The organism is Runella zeae DSM 19591 (assembly GCF_000423565.1).
Classification (GTDB): domain Bacteria; phylum Bacteroidota; class Bacteroidia; order Cytophagales; family Spirosomataceae; genus Runella; species Runella zeae.
The window spans coordinates 225,808-245,419 of record NZ_AUIF01000017.1; the positions used below are offsets into that span (position 1 = coordinate 225,808).

The following is a 19,612-nucleotide window of genomic DNA, read 5'->3' on the forward strand; positions in this document are numbered from 1 at the left end:
CAAGATAATGCTATGAAGCCTTTTGCCTTGAGTTTTTCTCAAAGTCAAATGGAAGCGTTGTTGCAAAATTCGCCTGATTTGGTATACATTGTAGATTTAAGATTGCAAAGCCTAATCTTCATAAATGAGAGAGTTAGCGATATTTTGGGCTATAGCATGGCTGAAGCAGAGACGCTAGTTCAAAAGCTATCATCCATTGTGATTCACTCGGATATAGCCTCTTTGTGGGAAGCTTTACTTACTAGATTTAGATTACTTCCTTCCAACGAAACCGCAGAGTTTCATCTAAAATTACGACATAAAGACGGCTCGGTGCGCACTTTACGTCATCGATGTAGAGTGATGACGAAAGAGGGCGAAGAAAATACCCAAATCATGGGAACAGCCGAAGACGTGACCGATAGCTCTAGCCGAGAACTTGCCTATCAAAAAAACCAATATCAGCTCAAAGAAGCAGAGGTAATATTTAAGTGCGGAAGCTGGGAGTGGCAGTCTCACGAAACATGCATGAGATGGTCAGATGGGCTATTCAGGGTATTTGAATTGTCGCCAGATCAGTACCCCGATAGATGTATTGAGTATAAGGTCTATGAAAGTTTTATATACCAAGAAGATATTGCTAAAGTACGAAGTTATGTAAGGCAACTATTGTCAGAACGACGCGGAACTTTGGATTTAGAGCATCGTATTGTAGATGCCAAAGGAGTCCTTAAATACATCACTCTACGCGCCAAATGCTATTTTGATGAAAAAGGCAAACTTGCCCGCCTTATGGGTGTCGCCGCAGACCGTACAGAAATTGAAAGCTACCAAAATGAGTTGGAAAGACGCCTGATTGCACTCAAAAAAAGCAACCAAGAATTGGAGCAGTTTGCGTATGTGGCTTCTCATGATCTACAAGAGCCTCTTCGTAAAATCATTGCTTTTGGAGAGCGATTGGATAAAAAATACAAAGATCAACTCGGTACAGAAGGGCAGTTTTTTATAGCTCGTATGACCAACGCCGCCAATAGAATGCACGGGCTAATTGAAGATTTGTTGACGTATTCGCGGGCTTCTCGGCAACTAGAATCCCAAGAACCTATTTCGCTCAATGAAGTAGCCAAAGAGGTACTGGAAGATTTAGAAGTAAAAATTCAAGATAAAAAAGCGATTGTTGAAGTAGACGACTTGCCCACTATCGAGGCACAATCCACCCAAATGCACCAGCTTTTTCTGAACCTTATTGAAAATGCCCTGAAATTTACCAAACCTGACCAAGAGCCAATTGTGCAGGTAAGGGTTCGGAAAGCTACCTTGCCCGAAATAAAAGCAATACCCCAACTCAATCCACATCAATCTTATTTTTGTTTTACTGTTAAAGACAATGGCATTGGATTTGAGCCTCAGTATGCAGAACAAATTTTTGCGATATTTCAAAGATTACATGGTAGATCAGAATATGAGGGTACGGGTTTGGGATTGGCGATTTGTCGAAAAATTGTCGAATCCCATCAAGGATATATTGGAGCTCGTGGAAATATAGGCGAAGGAGCTGAGTTTTATTTTTATTTGCCACACCGTCGGTCCGGCGTTTCGGCTTAGTACACAGTAGAATTTTTTAATTCTACACTAACCTAATGCATCTTATGAACAGTACAGACAGTAAGCAGACCAAGGAAAGTGTTTTGATATTAGTCGCTGACGACGATGAAGATGATCGGATGTTTACCAAAGAAGCCTTTGAAGAGAACCATTTACTGAATGATATTCGGTTTGTGAATGATGGTGTAGAGCTGATGGATTATCTCAAACGGCGCGCCAAATACGCTAACCCTGCCGATAGCCCACGCCCAGGTATTATCTTACTGGATTTGAATATGCCCAAAATGGACGGTCGTGAGGCGTTGAAAGAGATTAAATCTGACCCTACCCTCAAGACTATTCCAGTAGTAGTACTTACTACCTCAAAGACCGAAAAAGATGTATTACAGACCTACGATTTGGGGGTCAATTGTTTTATTACAAAACCTGTCACTTTTTCAAGTTTTATTGAAGTTACCCGCACCTTGGGGCATTATTGGTTCGATATTGTCAAGCTACCCAATTCTCAAGATTGATGCGAAAAAAGATATTGTGAATTTGAGAATTTGAAAATAAGATAATTTAAACATCAGGCGACTATGCTGGATATGTATTAAGTTATGGAATATTAGTGTTTTCAATGTTTAAGAATTAGAACCTATTTGCAAATTGTCATATTCCCGAATTACTAAATTATCGTATTTTCAAATTGCCTAATTGTCATATTTTCAAATTCTCTTATGTCGAAAGATATCATTAAGCTTCTCATTGTAGATGATGATGAGGATGATTTTTTCTTAACCTCAGATTATCTAAAAGATATTCGTTCAAAAAAATTTGATATTACATGGGCTAGTTCTTTTAGCAAAGGAGTAGAGCAGCTAGCGCAGTCAAAATTTGACCTCTGTTTTTTTGATTTTTTATTAGGAGCCAAAACGGGGCTTGATTTACTCAAGTCCGCTCTTCAAAATGGGGTCAGCTGCCCTATTGTTTTATTAACAGGCAAGGGCGATCAGCAAGTAGACCTAGAAGCCATGCGACTGGGGGCGATGGACTACTTGGTAAAGAGTGAGCTTGACTCCGAAAAACTAGAGCGTTGTATCCGATACGCCCTTGAGCGTGCGGAAGTACTGCGGCGCCTGCGAGAGAGCGAAACGCGTCTTCGGGGTATCTTTTCTCAACTAAAAGACGCTGTACTGCTCAAATGGCCCAAAGGTGGCTCTATATTTTATTTCAACGATGCGGCGCTTGACCTTCTGGGTTATGAAGAAAACGAAATATTGCAACTCTCCATGCGGCACTTATGTGCCTTGCCTACTCAGCACGATGAATACGTTCATACACTAGAAGAAAAAGGAATATTGGAGAATTTTGAAGTATGGCTCGTCCGAAAAAGTGGTGAGCGGGTGCTATGCTCTCTCCATGCTAGCAAACAAAACGATAGCGAAGGAAAGTTGTATTATTTGCTGGTTATTCAAAATATTACAGCTCGAAAAAAAGTCGAAAGAGACCGACTGCTGGCCGAAAAATCGGCTTCGACAGCGCGCTTGATACGTACTTTAGCGCATGAGGTGCGTAATCCGCTCACCAATATTCACTTATCACTCGATCAGCTAGAGTCCGAATTTACGACCGAAGACCAACGTCTTTTTGGAGATATTATTCGTCGTAATGGAAAGCGCATCAATGCCCTCATTTCGGAATTACTAAATTCTTTCAAGCCACAAGAAACAATCCTCAAGCAGGTATCTATTCAAGAAATACTAGATATTACGCTCAATGAGGCTATTGATAGAATCAACCTCAAAAAAATAACTCTTATAAAAGAATATGGGGAAGATTGCTTTTTACAGCTTGACGAGCCCAAAATCAAAATTGCCTTTCTGAATCTTATTATCAACGCTGTAGAAGCAATGGAAGAAAACGTAGGCGTACTCACCATAGCTACGCACGTAGCTGGGCAATCATGCTTTGTCGAAGTCAAAGACAATGGAACGGGTATTAGCCCCGAAAACCTGAATCGCTTGTTTGAGCCTTATTTTACTTCCAAAAACAACGGCTTAGGGTTGGGACTTGCTTCTACTTTTACGATTCTCCAATCCCACAAAGCATCGGTAGAAGTAGAGTCTGAGTTGGGCCAAGGTACTACTTTTACCGTTACTTTTCCTTTGGGAGAAAAACTTCCTGAAAATTAATCTGTTAATAGTCAGATATTTGTGGGAGGTAAGGAGCTTGCAAACACAAATACGTTCTTATTTGAGTTGTTTAAAAAAATGAAAGGGGCTGTATTAGCCCTTTTATTTTTTTGGGTCAAAGATGTCGTAAAAACAGCAGGATTTTTTTTTGATAGGCTACGCTTGGGAGAAGCGGTAGGAAGTTGGTAGCTACCATACATCAGATAGTGAGCTACCAACGCAAATCCAAATAAGGCATTCGTTTTCATATCTAAAAGGAAGGAAAGTAGGGGCAATATTTATTACTATTCTTGAACAATGACTCGCTCATGGGTGGAAGTAATAACTACCGTTTTAGAAGAATTGCTTCTAAAAAGAGAACGGGTAAACTTAATGATAACCATAGCCGTGAGAAATAACGCCCCAAAAACTGCCAACCACGCAATAAAACGGTAATACACATCCGCATTGATGCGGGCAATCAAAATGCCACAGAAAGCCCAAATTACGGACAAACCTAAATAGGCATTTTTGGTTTTAAACAAGGCCCAAGTGGTAATCAATGCCCCTACCAAAATCATAGTACATGCCCAGAAGGTTTCGGTATTGCCCCAGCCACTCCAGCCACTATCTACGAGTAGGGCGGTTATGTTAGCAATCGTTGCGATACAAATCCACCCTAAGTAAGTACCAAAAGCTGCTTTGACAGTAAAGCGTGAGCCACTCGCCAAAAAAGGAGCAATTTGTTTTATTTTTAGATTGATATGGACCAATTGAGCCAATAATAGCAGCATCACAACGACCGAAAACTGAATGTATCCATAATGCCACGAAAGAATCCAAAGGGCGTTGAGGATAGAGGTAATCATAAAACCTGCCCCTACGGTAGATACTGTATCTCCAGTAGCTTCGTCTACGGTACTGCTAAAAAGAGATTTGCTCTGCTTCATACAAAATACCAGCAATAAAAGATAAATCACTCCCCAAATGGAAAATGTAATAGGTGCCGGAACGAAGAGATTGGGGTATTGATCTGAAACTGCCCCGGTTGTTTTTCCATTAAGAGGCAGGGCGTTGGCCAAATAATTAACAAATATCATCACTCCAAAGAAAACCCAATTGAGGACTTGGAGGATTTTTACGGTTGATTTACTCCAAACAGTTTTCATGATATATATATAAGTTTATGTTAAGACTAAGAGGTATGATGCATCTGTGCTTTGGCGGGGAGCGTCACTTCTTCTTTCAGAATACGCACGGCATACGAGCCGGGCTTGATGCCTGAGCCGAGGCTGTTGGCGTAGACCTTGGTAAACTCAGCTCCGAAATACAAAATCACTGACGAATAATAAACCCACAATAAAATAATCACCACCGAACCAGCGGCTCCGTAAGCATTGCCGATATTGGACTGACCTAAGTAAAGCCCTATGGCGTATTTGCCAATCATAAACAAAACGGCTGTCACGCCGGCGCCAATGAAGGTATCTTTCCAGGCCACTTTCCCATCGGGCAAAACACTAAATATGACGGCGAATAAAACCGTCATTACACCCCATATGACAGCTATATTAAGAATCCAAAAAAGATAAGTTGTAGCCTCCGAAAACAACGACATTATCTTTTCGCTGAATAAGTTGAGAAGCGCATTGAGCAACAATGACACAATAAATAGAAAGCCTAAAGAAATAATCAACGAAAACGACAACAAGCGATTGGTGAGATATTTCAAAAAACCACTCTTAGGCTTGGGTTTAATCGACCAAATCTGATTGATTGAATCTTGAATCTCCGCAAATACTCCCGTAGCCCCAATAAGTAATGTGACAACCCCCACCACAGCCGCAATGCCAGTTTTACCAGAAAGCTGGGCGTTTTTAATAAGCTCTTGTATTTGTGTGGCGGCCTCACTACCAATCAGCCAGCTGATTTGACTATAAAGCTGCCCTTGTACAGCATCGCGCCCATAAAAAACTCCTACGACAGACATGAATACCAATAACATGGGAGCTAGAGAAAATAATGTATAATAAGATAGAGATGCACTCAGCTTGAGGGCATTATCGTTGGTGAATTCTTGAAAAGCTTCTTTAAGCAGTGAAAAGTATGTTTTCCAAGATGTAATCATGATAGAAGTGTGAGTTAAGTGCAAGAGTAGTAGTTATTTATAATATATATCACCAACAACCATTCCAATGGTATTGTTGTAGACTTTGGGGAATATTTTCTACGTTATTTGTTGTTTTCTCTACGCAATTTCCCCATTTATACCTTTTTTCGATACTGGCATAGCTATTTGAAGAAGTATAGCATCAAATGAAATTGTTTATCAACTCTAAATCTTTAAAAGTTATGCGCTCTCTCTTGTATATCATCGCCGTTATCCTTATCATAGGTTGGTTAATTGGTGCTTTTGCTTACAGCGCCGGAGGTCTTATTCACATCTTATTGGTACTAGCTGTTATTTCGTTCTTGATAGGTCTTATCCGTCGTGGAACGGTCTAATTTTCCCAAGTTATTTTTGCTATCATCGTTCATCTCTAACTTACTAAACGTCATGGAAATCTTTTTGTTAATGACCATCACAGGACTGATTGGTTTGGCAACTTCGGTAGGTATGATGTACTTATCACATACCACTAACTCACACGATACTTCGCGATTCAATACAGAAGGACGCAACGAGTTTTATCGACGCGTAAAACTAAATGCCGGTCGTTTGAAGTAACACATGGTTTTTTAAGTTAGAGTTAGCACACCATTACAATCAAATATATTAAAGTAAACAGTCATGCAAGCAGATATTGGAATACCACAAGTTCAGACCAAAAAATTAGTAGATGTGCTTCATCGGCTATTGGCCGATGAGCACATCATACTCACCAAAACGCGCAATTATCATTGGAATATCAGAGGGTCTAGTTTTATGGAGCTTCATAAGTTTTATGAGTCACAATACGAGCTACTGACCAATCTAATCGATGAAATTGCCGAACGAGTCACTCAGCTAGGTGATACTGCGATAGGAACCATGAAAGAATTCTTAGAAACCACACGGTTGGAAGAAGGCCCCTATCATCATCAACAAGACCAACAAATCAAACGTCTATTGGAAGATCATCAAACCTTGTGTAAACATCTAAGAGAAGATATCGACCAAAGTGATAAATATGACGACCCAGTTACAACTGACTTTTTGACAGGGGTACTGGCCCAACACGAAAAAATGGCTTGGATGCTACGTTCGTTTTTAAAGTAGCACTCAAAATATATCGAATTCCTTGGCGCAGCCATGAAAACTTATCAATACATATCGCTGAATAATATTTGGAGTCTCAGTTTGGGATTCTTGATGATACTCACGCTTTCTGACTGTACTTCCACACCAAAAACGTCGAAACCGAGTACATCCTCCAACTCTAATCGCAAAATAAGCAAGGCTAAAGACCCCGCTGATTATGCGATTAGAGCCTCAGCGGTGGGAGGAGTCGCAGGGAGTATTATCCAAAAATACATGGAAAAACAAGCTACGGACTTGCGTCAAACTTTAGGCTGGATTTCGCAAATACAGCAAGTAGGGGAAGGTCTGATAATCACCATAAATTCGGGGATATTGTATAAAGACAATACCGCTGAACTTTCGACCGAGCCTCAAACAAATTTGAAAAAACTAGCGGAAACGCTAAATAATTATAAAAATACCGAGATTTTGATAGCCGCTCATACCGACAATGTGGGTGATGCCAAACAGAACCAATTATTGTCGGAAAAAAGAGCCGCCGCTTTTGCTGAATTCCTAACTTCTCAAGGCGTATCGCCATTGCGAATCGTAAGACAAGGATTTGGCGGTGCTACACCCGAGGTTTCCAATAATACAGATGAAGGGCGGCGTCAAAATCAACGTGTAGAGCTAGCCATTGTAGCCAATGAGTCTCTAAAAAAACAAGCAAAGAAAGAAGCTCGTGAAGCGAGAGTTAGTAAAAACTAAACGATAACTAAGACCGATGCCAGATACTATTGTAACTCCAGATGATTTTGAAAAAAACGCAAAAGGAGAAATCGTAAGAAAAAAAGAGGAAAGTAAGCCGACTTCTAAAAATCTCGCTGAAGCTCCAGACCATGTAGATAGGGAGCTATATGAGGAGCAAAAAAAGAAGGCAGAAGAAGCCGCCAAGTATGATTAAAAACAGAAAATAGCTATGAGTACTCAAGAAAATGGTATAGTTACTACCAATAGTCGGCCTAAAGTGGGAAATACCGAAAACTCAAATGAGGTACTTCAAGATGGAAAAATTCCGGAAGGAGAATCTAACGACGATTCAGAAAAAAAATCAGATATACCACGCACTTCTACGAAAGAAAGTGCTAAAGCATCAGAACAAAAAAATATAAGTGGCAAACGAGGCTATAATGAATTACAGCCAAATCGTAAGCCTAAAAAATAGTAGAATTTTTCATAAGGTTAAGGGTTTAGGAATGGGTCGAGAGTAGGATGGTTTTGCTATCCTACTCTTTTATTTTTATCCAAAACCAGCTATGTTTGTTAGGCCTCTTTATTTTATAAAAACAGTTAAACAAAGCTTGAAAGAGGCTTTTATCATTAGATTGTATTTAATCCCCCAAAACTCATGTTTGTACATCACGTATTCTTTTTTCTCAAAAATCCCGATAATACTGCCGACCGTGACCAACTCGTCGCTGGCCTACAGACCCTGACCTCGATAGAAGGCGTCAAACTTGCTCATATCGGAAAAGTAGCCGACACTCACCGAGGCGTCATAGACCGTTCGTATTCGGTGTCATGGTTGATGCTGTTTGACGACAAAGCTGCCCAGGATATTTATCAAGATCACCCAGTACACCATAAGTTTGTGGAAGATTGTGCGCATTTGTGGGAAAAGGTAATCGTTTATGATTCGGATGATGTCTGAAAAAGAGACGATACCTATTCGGCAGGCGTTTCTTCAAGCTCCTTTTGCGTACCGAAGTATGCAAGAGATTGAAGAAAAACGTAGCCAAACGCCAGACTTACCTCATCGCCACGATTATTTTATGGTGATGCTGGTAGAAGCTGCCGAAGGCGTACATCAAATCGATTTTGTTGATTATGAGCTTCGGGCAAACACCGTCTATTTTGTAGCCCCTGAGCAGATTCATCACGTGACTTTGGCGCAATCTACGCCGCAAGGTCACGTGATTTTGTTTCGTCCCGATTTTCTTCAGCAGTATAGTATTTCGCCGGCGCAGCTATATGATATGGAGTTGTTTTTCAACTGTGACGAGGTTCGCCCTTTGGAGCTTTCGGCGGCAGCGTTTGCGTCGTTGCTTCCCTACGTGAAGGGCCTGATAGCCGAATACACTTCTGATAAGCCCCAAAAATGGGATGCGGTGGGAGCATGGCTAAAATTGCTTTTGCTAGAGTGTAAGCGTTTTAAGATACTTCAAAATGTGACCTATAAAACATGGGACAAACGCCAAGCCGAGATTGTAAAACAATTTAAGAATGATGTCGAGCATTTTTTTCAGAAGTTGCATAAGGTCAACGAATATGCCGATAGGCAAAATCTCACGAGCAATCACCTCAATGAAGTGATTAAAACAGAAACGGGTACTTCGGCCAAAGATTTTATACAAAATCGCTTGCTGTTAGAGGCCAAAAGGCTGGCGCGGTATTCCAATCTTTCGGTCAAAGAAATCGCCTATCAGTTGGGATATGAAGATGTGGCTCATTTTAGTAAGTTCTTCAAAAAAAATGTTGGAGTGGCTTTTACGGAATTTCGCGAAACCGTAGAACCATAAAAATGCCAATACCTCCCTTTGTTTTTACATTGCAGCAATCGCCCCAAAATTCCAACTTTGCATTGTTTTTAAATTTGATTCTCATGAATGCTACTCACGTTTTGAAAGGACTCCACCACGTCACCGCCACCGTCAACGATGCCCAAGAAGATTATGATTTTTATACCAAACTTTTGGGCTTAAGATTGGTCAAAAAAACGGTCAATTTTGACAACAATGCAGTATATCATTTTTATTATGGGGATAAAAAAGGAACACCTAGTACGATTTTTACGACCTTTCCCTATAAAAACCAAGGAGTACGACAAGGCGAAGAAGGAACGGGGCTGATTATTTCGACGGCATTTTCGGTGCCTTCTACCGCTTTGGAGTTTTGGCAAAATCGTCTTTCCAAAGCAGGTGTAGAAACGAAAGCATCTCAACGCTTCGGTCAAGCCGTTTTGTGGTTTCGCGACCCTGCTGGTTTACAGTTGGAATTGGTGGCTAATGATGCGGATTCGCGCATTCCTTTTGAAACCCATGAAGTCGCCAAAGAAGTTGCTATTCGAGGGATTCATCATGTGGCTTTGTGGGTGGCTTCGCAGGATTGGGAAGTATTACGAAGCTTTTTGACACAAGAGCTGCAAATGACCGAAATAGCCCAAGAAGAAAATCGTATTCGCTTAAAAATCAATCAAAACAATAACGCAGATTTCCTCGAACTGCTACGCGCCGAGGCCGATGCCCCACGTGGAAAAAACGGTCTTGGTACTGTGCATCACGTAGCTTTTCGGATTGATTCGGAGGAGGAACAACTTGCTCTGCGACACCGCCTTGTCAGCGATTTGAAGATGCAAGTGACGGAAATAAAAGACCGTAAATATTTCCGTTCTATCTATTTCCGGTTGCCTTCGCATCAGCTTTTTGAGGTAGCTACAAGTGACCCTGGCTTTGACGTGGATGAGTCGGTGGAGGAATTGGGTAAGCATCTCATGCTACCCGACGATAAAGAATACAATCGGGCTACGATTGAGGCCGCTTTGCCTCCTATTGTGCAAGAATGATTTTAGAGCCACAATTCCATGGCCACATCAGCCCGCGAATAAGGCGAACTAAAATCTTTGACGGTCTTAAAGCCAAGCTTTTGGTATAAATTGAGGGCGGGAAGCAGGCGCGAGTTGGTTTCTAAATAAAGCCTCTTCAGACCTAAACGCTTGCCTTCATCAATGATAGCTTGTCCTAGCAACTCGCCGATTCCTAGCCCTTTGGCATTGCTATCTACGCCCATTTTCGAAAGCTCCATGCTATCGGCTGTCATGGGTTTGAGTGCTGAGGTACCCACGATAGCGTTTTGGTATTCGGCCAAAAGTACCAAGCCACCTTTGTTGATATAAAAGGTATCGGGATTTTCGAGCGACTCCATATCGAGCGGCTCTACTTTGAAGTACTTTTCAATCCATTCGTAATTGATGCGCTTGAAAGCCGCGCGATGTGCGTCAGTGGTGGGGTCGAGATGAACGATTTTTACTTTGTTTCTTTCACGGGTTTTGAGACGGGCTTTGATACGTTCGGGTAGCCCTTTTCGCAAAATAACTTGCTCGTACTCCATCAATGCCCGCAATACGTCCGTTTCACATTCGTTTTTTACTTCAGTCATCGTGTCTTGCAAATCTTCCAAAAGTTCGTTCATTCGCAGCTGCATTAGCTGACCTTTGGATGTGAGCTTGACCAGGGTTTCGCGTTTGTCGGTGACGCCTTTTTGGGTCTCTACAAGCCCCGCTTTGCTCATTTCTTTGACCATCAAGCTTACCCCTACGTGCGACTGTCCGATGTATTCGGCGATTTTGGAGACAGTTTCAAATTCGTTTTCGGCAATTGCCAAAAATACCGGAAACCATTTTACCTCAAATTCCATTCCGTACATTTGATAGATTTGGGCAGATGCTTGTTGACTTATTTCACCTAGCCGCCGCATGTAGCTGCCAAGTGCTACATAGCCCATAGTGCGATAGAAATCCATGTTTGTAATAATTTGCGTAAGTAATTACGTAAATTAAAATATTTGCTTTTTGGTAAACAATACCCAAGCCTTATTTCATCAAAAAATACAAGCCATGATTTTGACAAGGTATTCCTGCTTTTCTACCTTGAACGGCCTTTACTATTGAGCGACCTTTGTATTGTCAATAAAGACAAAAGCAACCCAAGGCAAACAAAAGCCTTCTTTCATAAACTACTAAACAGATAAAGCAATGGAAACTAATAATTTGATAAAAGGTATTCACCACGTAACAGCGATTGCGGCTGACCCTCAAGAAAACGTTGATTTTTATGTTGGCTTATTGGGATTACGTTTGGTTAAAAAAACGGTCAATTTTGATGCCCCTGATGTATACCACCTTTATTATGGTGACGAAACAGGCAACGCGGGAAGTATTCTTACTTTTTTTCCTTTCGGAAAAGGTAGCCAAAAAGGTCGTCATGGAAAAGGACAAGCCGCCACTACATCGTTTTCGATACCTACCGCTGCGTTGGATTACTGGATGAAGCGTTTTGACCAATATGGTATTCTTTACAAAAATCCACAGCAGCGTTTCAACGAAGTGTTTATTTATTTTGAAGACCCTGACGGATTAGGATTGGAGCTTGTGGCCAATGACATAGACACGCGTCCCGGCTTTAGTTATGGGCATATTCCGTTGGAATATTCAATCAGAGGCTTTTGGAATATCGAAATGTGGGAAACTACCTACGAGCGCACCGAGGCATTGTTGGCCAATTCGCTCAACTATGAGTTTGTAGCGGAAGCCGGGGCTCGTCGGAGATATGCCGCCAAAGGTGCTCAAAATGGGCAATTTGTAGACATCGTTTGGGACAACAACAACCGTTGGGGAATGAATGGCGCGGGTACGGTACACCATATTGCGTTTGACACTCCCACCGACAATACCCAACTCGAAGTCAGAGATGCTGTGCTTTCGGCAGGTTTTATGCCTACACACGTACTTGATAGGCAATATTTTCACTCTATTTATTTCCGTGAGCCGGGCGGGGTATTGTTTGAAGTAGCTACCACGCCTCCTGGCTTTTTGCTTGATGAAGAAAAAGCAAAATTGGGAGAAGCGCTTAAACTTCCACCTTGGCAAGAAAGAAATCGGGCGCAAATAGAACAACTCTTGCAACCAATTTCTTTGGAAAAGGTTTATCAGAAATACAATATCACTCATTAAGCAACTATTCTTCCTCTCCTTTTCAAGAGGAGAGGAAGAAAAAATATAAAAATCATGCACAACGTTAAGAATAGTATTTGGGCAGGTGTACCTTTGGCTGAGGCCAAGCGCGTACTTATCATGACCCACGGACGCGGAGCAAGTGCGCAGAGTATATTGAGTTTGGCGGCGGAGCTAGACGTCGATGATTTTGCTTTGGTTGCCCCGCAAGCCACCGGACATACGTGGTATCCTTATAGTTTTTTGGCTCCCGAAACTCAAAATGAACCCGGACTTTCGTCGGGTTTGGCAGTATTAAAACAATTGGTTGACACGGCTAAAGAAGCAGGATTCAAATCCGAACAAATTTATTTGTTAGGGTTTTCGCAAGGTGCTTGTTTGACGGCTGAGTTTGTAGCCCAAAATGCCCAGTCTTTTGGTGGGGTTTTTATATTGAGTGGTGGAGTAATCGGTGATAGTGTCAAAACCGAACGCTATAAAGGAGATTTTGCGGGAGCGTCGATTTTTTTAGGATGCTCGGACGTAGATTCACATGTGCCCAAGCACCGCGTCAATGACTCCACTGAGGTCTTTAAAAATTTGGGAGCCAATACCGTAGAAAAAATCTATCCTAATGCTCCCCACAGTATTTTTCAGGATGAAATCAACCACATCAATCACATATTGAATCAAAAAAAATGAAAGCATTCAAAAGTATTTCATACGTATGGGAAGGCCGCCCGCAGCAAGTAGGCGATGGTTTTGTAGGACAAAGCATGATTCCTTCTCAGCGATTCCAAGATTTTAGTCCTTTCTTGATGCTCGACCATCATGGGCCTATGCAAGTAAAGCCATCTCCTGTACCAAAGGGCGTAGACGAACATCCACATCGCGGTATTGAAACGGTGACGGTGGTGTTTGAAGGCGCACTTCAGCACCGAGATTCGGCCGGCAACAAAGGAACTATCTTTGCGGGAGACGTGCAGTGGATGTCGGCAGCTTCGGGATTGGTGCACGAAGAAAAGCACGAAATCAATTTTTCGAGAAAAGGAGGAACGTTGGATTTTGTGCAGCTTTGGGTCAATTTGCCCAGAGCGCATAAAATGGAAGCGCCTCGTTATCAGGAACTAACTGCGGCTCAGATTCCGGTGCTTCAAATCAATGACCAGACCAAACTGCGCCTTATCTCGGGAGAGTTGAATGGTCTTAAAGGCCCCGCGTTGACTTACACGCCTGTTTTGTTGGCGGAGGTGATTATTGAAGGAAGTTCTGAATTTGAGTTGCAATTGCCCGAAAACTATAACGTGGCTATTCACGTAGCTCAGGGGGAAATCGCTCTCAACGATACCCAAGGTATCAAAGCCAAACGCATTGCGAAGTTGAGTCAACAAGGCGAGTGGGTGAGCGTAGCTACCCAAGGTGGCATGACGCGCTTATTGATTTTGGGCGGAGAGCCTATCAATGAGCCAATTGCTAGCTACGGGCCTTTTGTGATGAATACCCAAGCCGAAATCATGCAAACGCTTCAGGATTATCAATCGGGAAAAATGGGCTTTTTAGAGCCTGTCGAATACTAAGCCCAAAAGCCAAACCTCGGCTGCGTTTTGAACGCAGCCGAGGTTTGACCCCACCCCACCCCTGCCAGCGTTCCAAACGCTGGCAGGGGTAATTCCAAACGCTGGCAGGGTTAAAGCTCTTCGATTTTTTTCCAAATAAGTTGCCATTCGGCTTTCGAACTTGTCAATGTGAGGGCAATCTCGTAGTGGTTTTTAGCCGCTAACGTGTTGTTTAGTTTTTTATAAAAATCACCCAAAGCCGTGTGGTAATAGTGGTTTTTCTCCATTTCTTTTAATAGTAACAATGCCTCTATTCCACGCTCAGGGCCATAGGCAAAGCCAACCGCAATGGCTTTGTTGAACTGTACCATTACAGTCGGATTAATCTGTTCTAGTAAGCGATATAAGTAAACTATGGCTTGCCAATTGGTAGTTTCAAAACTTTTGGCTTGGGCATGATAGCTCGCCAAGGCCGCTTCGATATGATAAGAACTGAGTTCGTCCCCTTCCGAAGCTCTGTTTAGAAATTGGACTCCTTGCTGAATCATAGATTGATTCCATTTTTCTCGATTTTGGTGAGCCAATAGCACCATATTGCCTTCTTCGTCGAGGCGGGCGTCGAAGCGGGAAGCTTGAAAATACATCAACGATAGCAAAGCGGAGGTTTTGGGTAAATTTGTGATTTTGTGTTGACTAAGCAACGTCCCTAATCTAATAGCCTCTTCACAAAGTTCTTTTTTGATAAATTGGTCAGGATTTTGGGAATGATATCCTTCGTTGAAAAGTAAATAAATCGCCTTCAAAATAGCGTTTAAACGAGGAAGGAGGTCATTGCCTTCAGGCACTTCTAGTTCAATGGGCGTGGTTCGGATTTTATCTTTGGCGCGGTAAAGTCGCTTATTGATGTTTTCATCGTTTGACAAAAACGCGCGTGCAATTTCTGGAATACTTAACCCACAGAGTGTACGCAAAATCAACGTAATTTGGGCTTCTTGGGGCAAACTTGGGTGACAGCACGCAAACATCATCCGAAGCTGACTATCTTCGATTTCGTGCTCAAGAAAAAGCTGGTCGATGTGCTGTTGCATTTGCTGTTCGGATTGTAATTCATGGATAAGGTGTGGACTCACTTCGGCCCAAAACTTCTCTTTTCGTAAGCGATCCAAAACTTTGTTTTTGGCCGTAGTATATAGCCAACCCGTGGGGTTGTCGGGGATACCGTTTAGTTTCCAATGTTGCATGGCTGCCAATAGCGTATCTTGTACTACGTCGCGGGCGGTATCGTAGTTGGGGAAGCCAAACAAACGAGTCAAGACGGCGAGCATCTTTCCTGACTCATGTCGGAAAAGATGCTCGGCCAATTGGTTGACTTCATTCATGAGTTTTGGGATAGACTTTCTAAGTTTTAAACCTAATAAATACCTAAAAACTTAGAAAGTCAAGGTTAATTAAACTCTTGGATTTGACGTACTTCTACCCTTCCTTCCACATCATAAATAGGGCAGCCTTTGGATAGCTCGATGGCTTCGTCGATACTATCGGCAGTAAGAATCATAAATCCCCCGATGATTTCCTTACCTTCCGTAAAAGGGCCATCGGTGACAATATGGCTAGAGCCTGATACTGTTTTGCCAGTAGGATAAAGTCCTTCGGTGGCTATCATTTTGCCTTGAGCCGCGATGCCCCCAATCCAGTTGTTCCATTTTTCTATTTCAGCTTGGATAGTCTCAGGCGACATTTGAGCAAAATCTTCTTCGGCAGGGATTGAATTCCAGAAAGCGAGCATGTACTTGTTCATGATAGTAAATTGTTTTTTGTGAACTAAATTATTGAATTTATACGAATGACGAACCACCTTCTCGAAACTGGACAAAAGAGACAAAATTTTTTTTATATTTTTGAAGAATAAAAAACTTTCCTCTTTCTCATGAATCGTATAGACCGTCTGCTGGCTATATCGCTTGTCTTGCAATCTCGCAAATATACCTCTGCCGAAACCCTCGCCGAACGCTTCGGCATGAGTATCCGAACCGTATATCGAGACCTGAAAGCACTCAACGAAATAGGTGTTCCGATAGGTTTTGAGCCCAATAGAGGGTATTTTATCATGCAGGGGTATTTTTTACCACACGTCACCTTCAGCAGCGAAGAAGCCAATGCGCTGGTATTGGTAGAGTCTATTGTAGAGCGTTTTACGGATAAATCTATCAGTAAAAATTATCATTCTGCCCTCAACAAAGTAAAAGCTATTCTGAAAAACTCCCAAAAAGAAAGCATCGAACATCTGGAAGGGAAAGTGGTCAATAGCGTAGTTTGTACTCAATCAAACTTTGAGTATTTGTCTGAAATTCAGACCTCTATTACCCAGCAGACCATTCTTAAAATCAAATACCAAAATGCCAATCAAGAAAACAGCGAACGTGAGATAGAGCCTATAGGGATCATTTTTTATTCGATGGCTTGGCATGTGATTGCATGGTGCTGGCGGCGTCTCGAATACCGCGATTTCAAAGTCGCGCGTATCCAAAAGCTTGTGAATACACAGGCTGCTTTTCGTAAATCTTCGCACCAAGACATCAATACTTTCATAAAAGAGCAAGAAATGCGAATGGCACTGACATAGGGTTGTCACTAGGGGGTGTTTTATTTGTATTCACAAAACCAAAACAGCTTCTAGTTATGAACAGCACTCTATTGACCCTGAAAACATCTATCATTGTTGAAGCACCCGTAGCAGAAGTATGGGATGCGCTTACCAATCCCGAAATGGTAAAAAAATATTTTTTCGGTTCCCAAATGATTACTACTTGGAAAGAAGGAGAAAGTATCCGTTTTACGGGTGAGTGGGAGGGACAAACCTACGAAGACAAAGGTGTCGTTTTGAGCTTTAAACCAGCGCATTATTTGGCGTATAGTTATTGGAGTTCGATGGGCGGAACTCCCGATGTCCCTGAGAACTATGCCCAAATCGAATACTATGTTGAGCCCGTCGAAAACGGTACCAAAGTAAGCATCACCCAAGACAGTATCAAAGATGAAACCGCCCAACATCATTCTGAAAACCTGTGGCAGCTGGTACTGGGCGAAATGAAAAAGCTCTTAGAACAATAAATACGAATGCGCAACGTGGTTTTAACTTGGAAAGCCACGCTGCGCTGGCTTATTTTAAGGGTCAATTACTTAAAAACAGAATGGTATCGTTTCGAGCATTGCTACAGAAATTTGATAAAAAAGGAGAAAAAACGGGCTGGACTTATTTTGAGATTTCGGAAGAGATAGCTCACAAGCTCAACCCTAATGTCCGTACTTCTTTTCGGGTAAAAGGAAAACTCGATGAGTATGCCATCAAGCTGGTAGCATTGCTGCCGATGGGCGACGGGGGATTTATCATGCCTGTCAATGCCGAAATGCGTCGTGGACTTCGCAAGAAAGAAGGGGCAATGATTGACGTGACGCTCGAAGTCGATTTAGATCCATTGCCTCAATCCATCGATTTGTTGGAATGTTTGGAAGATGAACCACAGGCGTTGGCGTTTTTTAATAAACTTCCCGTAAGTCATCAAAACTATTACAGCAAATGGATTGAATCGGCCAAAACGATTGAAACCAAAACCAAACGCATCAGCATGATGATAAAAGGCATGTCGATGGGGTTGAATTTTGGCGAAACGATTCGATATTTTCGAGATTTAGAAAAGTAAATAACGCCCTTTCGCGTGTTTTGATTACATCTGACATCACTTTTACCTACCCTACAATGGTAGATTTAGAACAAGCTCATACACTTCTGGTTTCGATGCCCGATGCCGTAGAGGAGGCTCACTTTGACAAACCTGCCTATAAAATTAAAGGCAAGATATTTGCTACGTTCAATATCGAGAACAAGTGGGTGACGCTAAAATTGACACCTGAGCAGCAAAATATTCTTTGTGAAGACCCCGCTTTTTATCCTGTTCCCAACAAATGGGGCCAAATGGGATGGACTCACGTTGACCTAAATCAAGTAAAAAAAACGCACTTTGCCGAGGCGGTAGACCTCGCTTATCAAAACATTATTTCACAAAAAAAGAAAGCCAAAAGTAAGTCATAGAGCCTGCTTTTGGGATATACTCAACTATAACAACCATGAGAAAACTAATACTAGGACTTGCCGTAAGTTTAGACGGCTTCATCGAAGGGCCCAACGGCGAATATGACTGGTGTTTTACTGACCAAGATTATGGTCTCAACGAGTTTTTTACTCAAATAGATGCGTTGTTTGTAGGACGCAAAACCTACGAAATGTCTATCGCTCAAGACGGCCGTGAAAGCTGGCTTCCTAAGCTCAAAGAGTATGTTTTTTCAAACACATTGGAGCGATTTAAATCAGATAGAAGACTGATTAGCGGTACTCCTGAGGAAGTAGAAGCACAGGTCAGAAGGATAAAGAGCTTAGAAGGGAAGGATATTTGGCTTTTTGGTGGAGCGGAGCTTAGTAATTTTTTGATGGAGTTGAACCTCATTGATGAGCTTTGGCTGTCGGTTCATCCCGTCATGTTGGGAGCGGGAAAACCCTTTTTAGGAAATCTCAAAGACCGGCATTGGCTCACCCTCATCGAATCAAAAGTCTATGAAACGGGCTTGGTATCTTTGAAATATAGCTGCAAAAAGGCATTGAGTGATTAGACAAAAGCCATTGGATAGTTTTTTGTAGCTAAAAATATTTTACAACATCGGGGAGTTTAGGAGTCGAATCCTAAACTCCCGTTGTATTTTTGGGATAGTATTTACTGTGTTTTATATCTTTAGATATGTAATAAAAATGTTTAATCGAAGCGATAAAAATAGATTTCAATGCTAAAATATGGAAAAGTTGCCTGAGTTAGATAAGCAACGTGACATGCTGTTTAATGAGATTTGTATTTGATTGTCAAAATAAAAAGATGTTGAAATAGCAAAGCTCCTCAAGCACAGATGACTCAGACGCTAGGAAACGTAATGACAGAGATAATTAAATTTGAAGTATGGAACTTTTAAAAAAGAAATTGGAAGAACAATTTGGGCAGCAATTTATTGTTGATTTCTCAAAAAAAGGAGTAACACTGATAGCCAAAGATAAAAGCCACGCTTTTTGTATGGGCTTCACTTATTATCTGACTGATTTTAGATTTCGAGAGAAGCTGATAGCTCTTAAACGCTTTGAAGAGGTAGAGAAATTACTGCAACCTATTCTAAAAAAATATAAGATAGGACAAGGTGATTTTGTATTGGCAGTTTATGACTGTGGTTTTTTTTCAACTATCAAAGAATTAATACCATTCAAAAATATTCCTACTATCAATCACTCCCTTAT

General features: G+C 41.7%; 26 protein-coding genes. 21 read left to right on the forward strand and 5 right to left on the reverse strand.

Annotation, left to right across the window (positions count from 1 at the left end):
- The first annotated feature begins 12 nt into the window (after positions 1-12).
- The 3 genes from G563_RS36775 (at position 13) to G563_RS0106145 (ending at position 3,758) form a co-directional block, all read left to right on the forward strand.
- Positions 13-1,584 (forward strand): sensor histidine kinase, encoded by a 1,572-nt coding sequence (locus tag G563_RS36775; protein WP_169579721.1) that lies wholly within the window; start codon positions 13-15, stop codon positions 1,582-1,584.
- 44 nt (positions 1,585-1,628) lie between these two features.
- Entirely contained in the window at positions 1,629-2,099 is a 471-nt protein-coding gene (locus G563_RS0106140) for a response regulator (protein WP_028664539.1), read from the forward strand.
- 204 nt (positions 2,100-2,303) lie between these two features.
- The gene (locus G563_RS0106145) at positions 2,304-3,758 is read left to right on the forward strand and encodes a hybrid sensor histidine kinase/response regulator (RefSeq protein WP_028664540.1); all 1,455 of its coding nucleotides are present in this window, start codon (positions 2,304-2,306) and stop codon (positions 3,756-3,758) included.
- Positions 3,759-4,042: 284 nt separating this feature from the next.
- Here G563_RS0106145 and G563_RS0106155 read toward each other — a convergent pair whose 3' ends face one another.
- Together G563_RS0106155 and G563_RS0106160 are read right to left on the reverse strand one after the other, a co-directional pair.
- Complete coding sequence (locus G563_RS0106155) at positions 4,043-4,906, reverse strand: TspO-related membrane protein (protein WP_028664542.1); 864 nt, start codon at positions 4,904-4,906, stop codon at positions 4,043-4,045.
- Positions 4,907-4,932: 26 nt separating this feature from the next.
- Positions 4,933-5,865: a YihY/virulence factor BrkB family protein gene (locus tag G563_RS0106160; RefSeq protein WP_037325960.1), complete on the reverse strand. Its 933-nt coding sequence runs from the start codon at positions 5,863-5,865 to the stop codon at positions 4,933-4,935.
- Positions 5,866-6,089: 224 nt separating this feature from the next.
- On the opposite strand from G563_RS0106160, the gene G563_RS37600 reads away from it, so the two are divergent.
- The 9 genes from G563_RS37600 to G563_RS0106200 all read left to right on the forward strand — a co-directional run bounded on the left by G563_RS37600 (position 6,090) and on the right by G563_RS0106200 (position 10,579).
- On the forward strand, positions 6,090-6,242 hold the full coding sequence (locus G563_RS37600; protein WP_157585112.1) for a lmo0937 family membrane protein: 153 nt from the start codon (positions 6,090-6,092) through the stop codon (positions 6,240-6,242).
- 52 nt (positions 6,243-6,294) lie between these two features.
- Complete coding sequence (locus tag G563_RS37915) at positions 6,295-6,465, forward strand: hypothetical protein (RefSeq protein WP_157585114.1); 171 nt, start codon at positions 6,295-6,297, stop codon at positions 6,463-6,465.
- A 63-nt stretch (positions 6,466-6,528) separates the two neighbouring features.
- Positions 6,529-6,996: a Dps family protein gene (locus G563_RS0106170; protein ID WP_028664544.1), complete on the forward strand. Its 468-nt coding sequence runs from the start codon at positions 6,529-6,531 to the stop codon at positions 6,994-6,996.
- Between the two features lie 33 nt (positions 6,997-7,029).
- A complete protein-coding gene (locus G563_RS33845; protein ID WP_084650775.1) occupies positions 7,030-7,725 on the forward strand; it encodes an OmpA family protein in 696 nt (231 codons plus the stop codon).
- A 16-nt stretch (positions 7,726-7,741) separates the two neighbouring features.
- The gene (locus G563_RS0106180; RefSeq protein ID WP_028664545.1) at positions 7,742-7,921 is read left to right on the forward strand and encodes a hypothetical protein; all 180 of its coding nucleotides are present in this window, start codon (positions 7,742-7,744) and stop codon (positions 7,919-7,921) included.
- 15 nt (positions 7,922-7,936) lie between these two features.
- Positions 7,937-8,182: a hypothetical protein gene (locus G563_RS0106185; protein ID WP_028664546.1), complete on the forward strand. Its 246-nt coding sequence runs from the start codon at positions 7,937-7,939 to the stop codon at positions 8,180-8,182.
- Between the two features lie 183 nt (positions 8,183-8,365).
- On the forward strand, positions 8,366-8,668 hold the full coding sequence (locus tag G563_RS0106190; RefSeq protein WP_028664547.1) for a Dabb family protein: 303 nt from the start codon (positions 8,366-8,368) through the stop codon (positions 8,666-8,668).
- Positions 8,658-9,536: a helix-turn-helix domain-containing protein gene (locus G563_RS0106195; RefSeq protein ID WP_169579722.1), complete on the forward strand. Its 879-nt coding sequence runs from the start codon at positions 8,658-8,660 to the stop codon at positions 9,534-9,536. The genes G563_RS0106190 and G563_RS0106195 overlap by 11 nt, the downstream gene beginning before the upstream one ends.
- 83 nt (positions 9,537-9,619) lie before the next feature.
- Positions 9,620-10,579 (forward strand): VOC family protein, encoded by a 960-nt coding sequence (locus G563_RS0106200; RefSeq protein ID WP_028664549.1) that lies wholly within the window; start codon positions 9,620-9,622, stop codon positions 10,577-10,579.
- A gap of 2 nt (positions 10,580-10,581) precedes the next feature.
- On the opposite strand, the gene G563_RS0106205 is transcribed toward G563_RS0106200, so the two are convergent.
- A complete protein-coding gene (locus tag G563_RS0106205) occupies positions 10,582-11,535 on the reverse strand; it encodes a bifunctional helix-turn-helix transcriptional regulator/GNAT family N-acetyltransferase (RefSeq protein WP_028664550.1) in 954 nt (317 codons plus the stop codon).
- Between the two features lie 232 nt (positions 11,536-11,767).
- On the opposite strand from G563_RS0106205, the gene G563_RS0106210 reads away from it, so the two are divergent.
- Genes G563_RS0106210 through G563_RS0106220 form a run of 3 tightly spaced genes read left to right on the forward strand, consistent with a single transcriptional unit; the run spans position 11,768 to position 14,301 of the window.
- Positions 11,768-12,745, forward strand: coding sequence for a VOC family protein (locus G563_RS0106210; protein ID WP_028664551.1), 978 nt, complete (start codon positions 11,768-11,770; stop codon positions 12,743-12,745).
- Between the two features lie 54 nt (positions 12,746-12,799).
- Positions 12,800-13,426 carry an alpha/beta hydrolase gene (locus G563_RS0106215; protein WP_028664552.1) on the forward strand — a complete coding sequence of 209 codons (627 nt, stop codon included), beginning with the start codon at positions 12,800-12,802 and terminating at the stop codon, positions 13,424-13,426.
- Complete coding sequence (locus G563_RS0106220; protein WP_028664553.1) at positions 13,423-14,301, forward strand: pirin family protein; 879 nt, start codon at positions 13,423-13,425, stop codon at positions 14,299-14,301. The genes G563_RS0106215 and G563_RS0106220 overlap by 4 nt, the downstream gene beginning before the upstream one ends.
- A gap of 110 nt (positions 14,302-14,411) precedes the next feature.
- On the opposite strand, the gene G563_RS0106225 is transcribed toward G563_RS0106220, so the two are convergent.
- Positions 14,412-15,659 carry an RNA polymerase sigma factor gene (locus G563_RS0106225; protein ID WP_028664554.1) on the reverse strand — a complete coding sequence of 416 codons (1,248 nt, stop codon included), beginning with the start codon at positions 15,657-15,659 and terminating at the stop codon, positions 14,412-14,414.
- Positions 15,660-15,724: 65 nt separating this feature from the next.
- The gene (locus tag G563_RS0106230) at positions 15,725-16,078 is read right to left on the reverse strand and encodes a YciI family protein (RefSeq protein ID WP_028664555.1); all 354 of its coding nucleotides are present in this window, start codon (positions 16,076-16,078) and stop codon (positions 15,725-15,727) included.
- Between the two features lie 129 nt (positions 16,079-16,207).
- Between G563_RS0106230 and G563_RS33850 the strand changes: the two genes are divergently transcribed.
- The 6 genes from G563_RS33850 to G563_RS0106260 all read left to right on the forward strand — a co-directional run.
- Entirely contained in the window at positions 16,208-16,903 is a 696-nt protein-coding gene (locus tag G563_RS33850) for a helix-turn-helix transcriptional regulator (RefSeq protein WP_037325961.1), read from the forward strand.
- 56 nt (positions 16,904-16,959) lie between these two features.
- Positions 16,960-17,391: an SRPBCC family protein gene (locus G563_RS0106240; protein WP_028664556.1), complete on the forward strand. Its 432-nt coding sequence runs from the start codon at positions 16,960-16,962 to the stop codon at positions 17,389-17,391.
- 80 nt (positions 17,392-17,471) lie between these two features.
- A complete protein-coding gene (locus tag G563_RS0106245) occupies positions 17,472-17,981 on the forward strand; it encodes a YdeI/OmpD-associated family protein (protein ID WP_028664557.1) in 510 nt (169 codons plus the stop codon).
- 56 nt (positions 17,982-18,037) lie between these two features.
- Entirely contained in the window at positions 18,038-18,370 is a 333-nt protein-coding gene (locus G563_RS0106250; protein ID WP_028664558.1) for an MmcQ/YjbR family DNA-binding protein, read from the forward strand.
- Positions 18,371-18,405: 35 nt separating this feature from the next.
- On the forward strand, positions 18,406-18,945 hold the full coding sequence (locus tag G563_RS0106255; protein ID WP_028664559.1) for a dihydrofolate reductase family protein: 540 nt from the start codon (positions 18,406-18,408) through the stop codon (positions 18,943-18,945).
- Positions 18,946-19,283: 338 nt separating this feature from the next.
- The coding region (locus G563_RS0106260; protein ID WP_028664560.1) for a hypothetical protein at positions 19,284-19,612 on the forward strand (329 nt) is incomplete at its 3' end.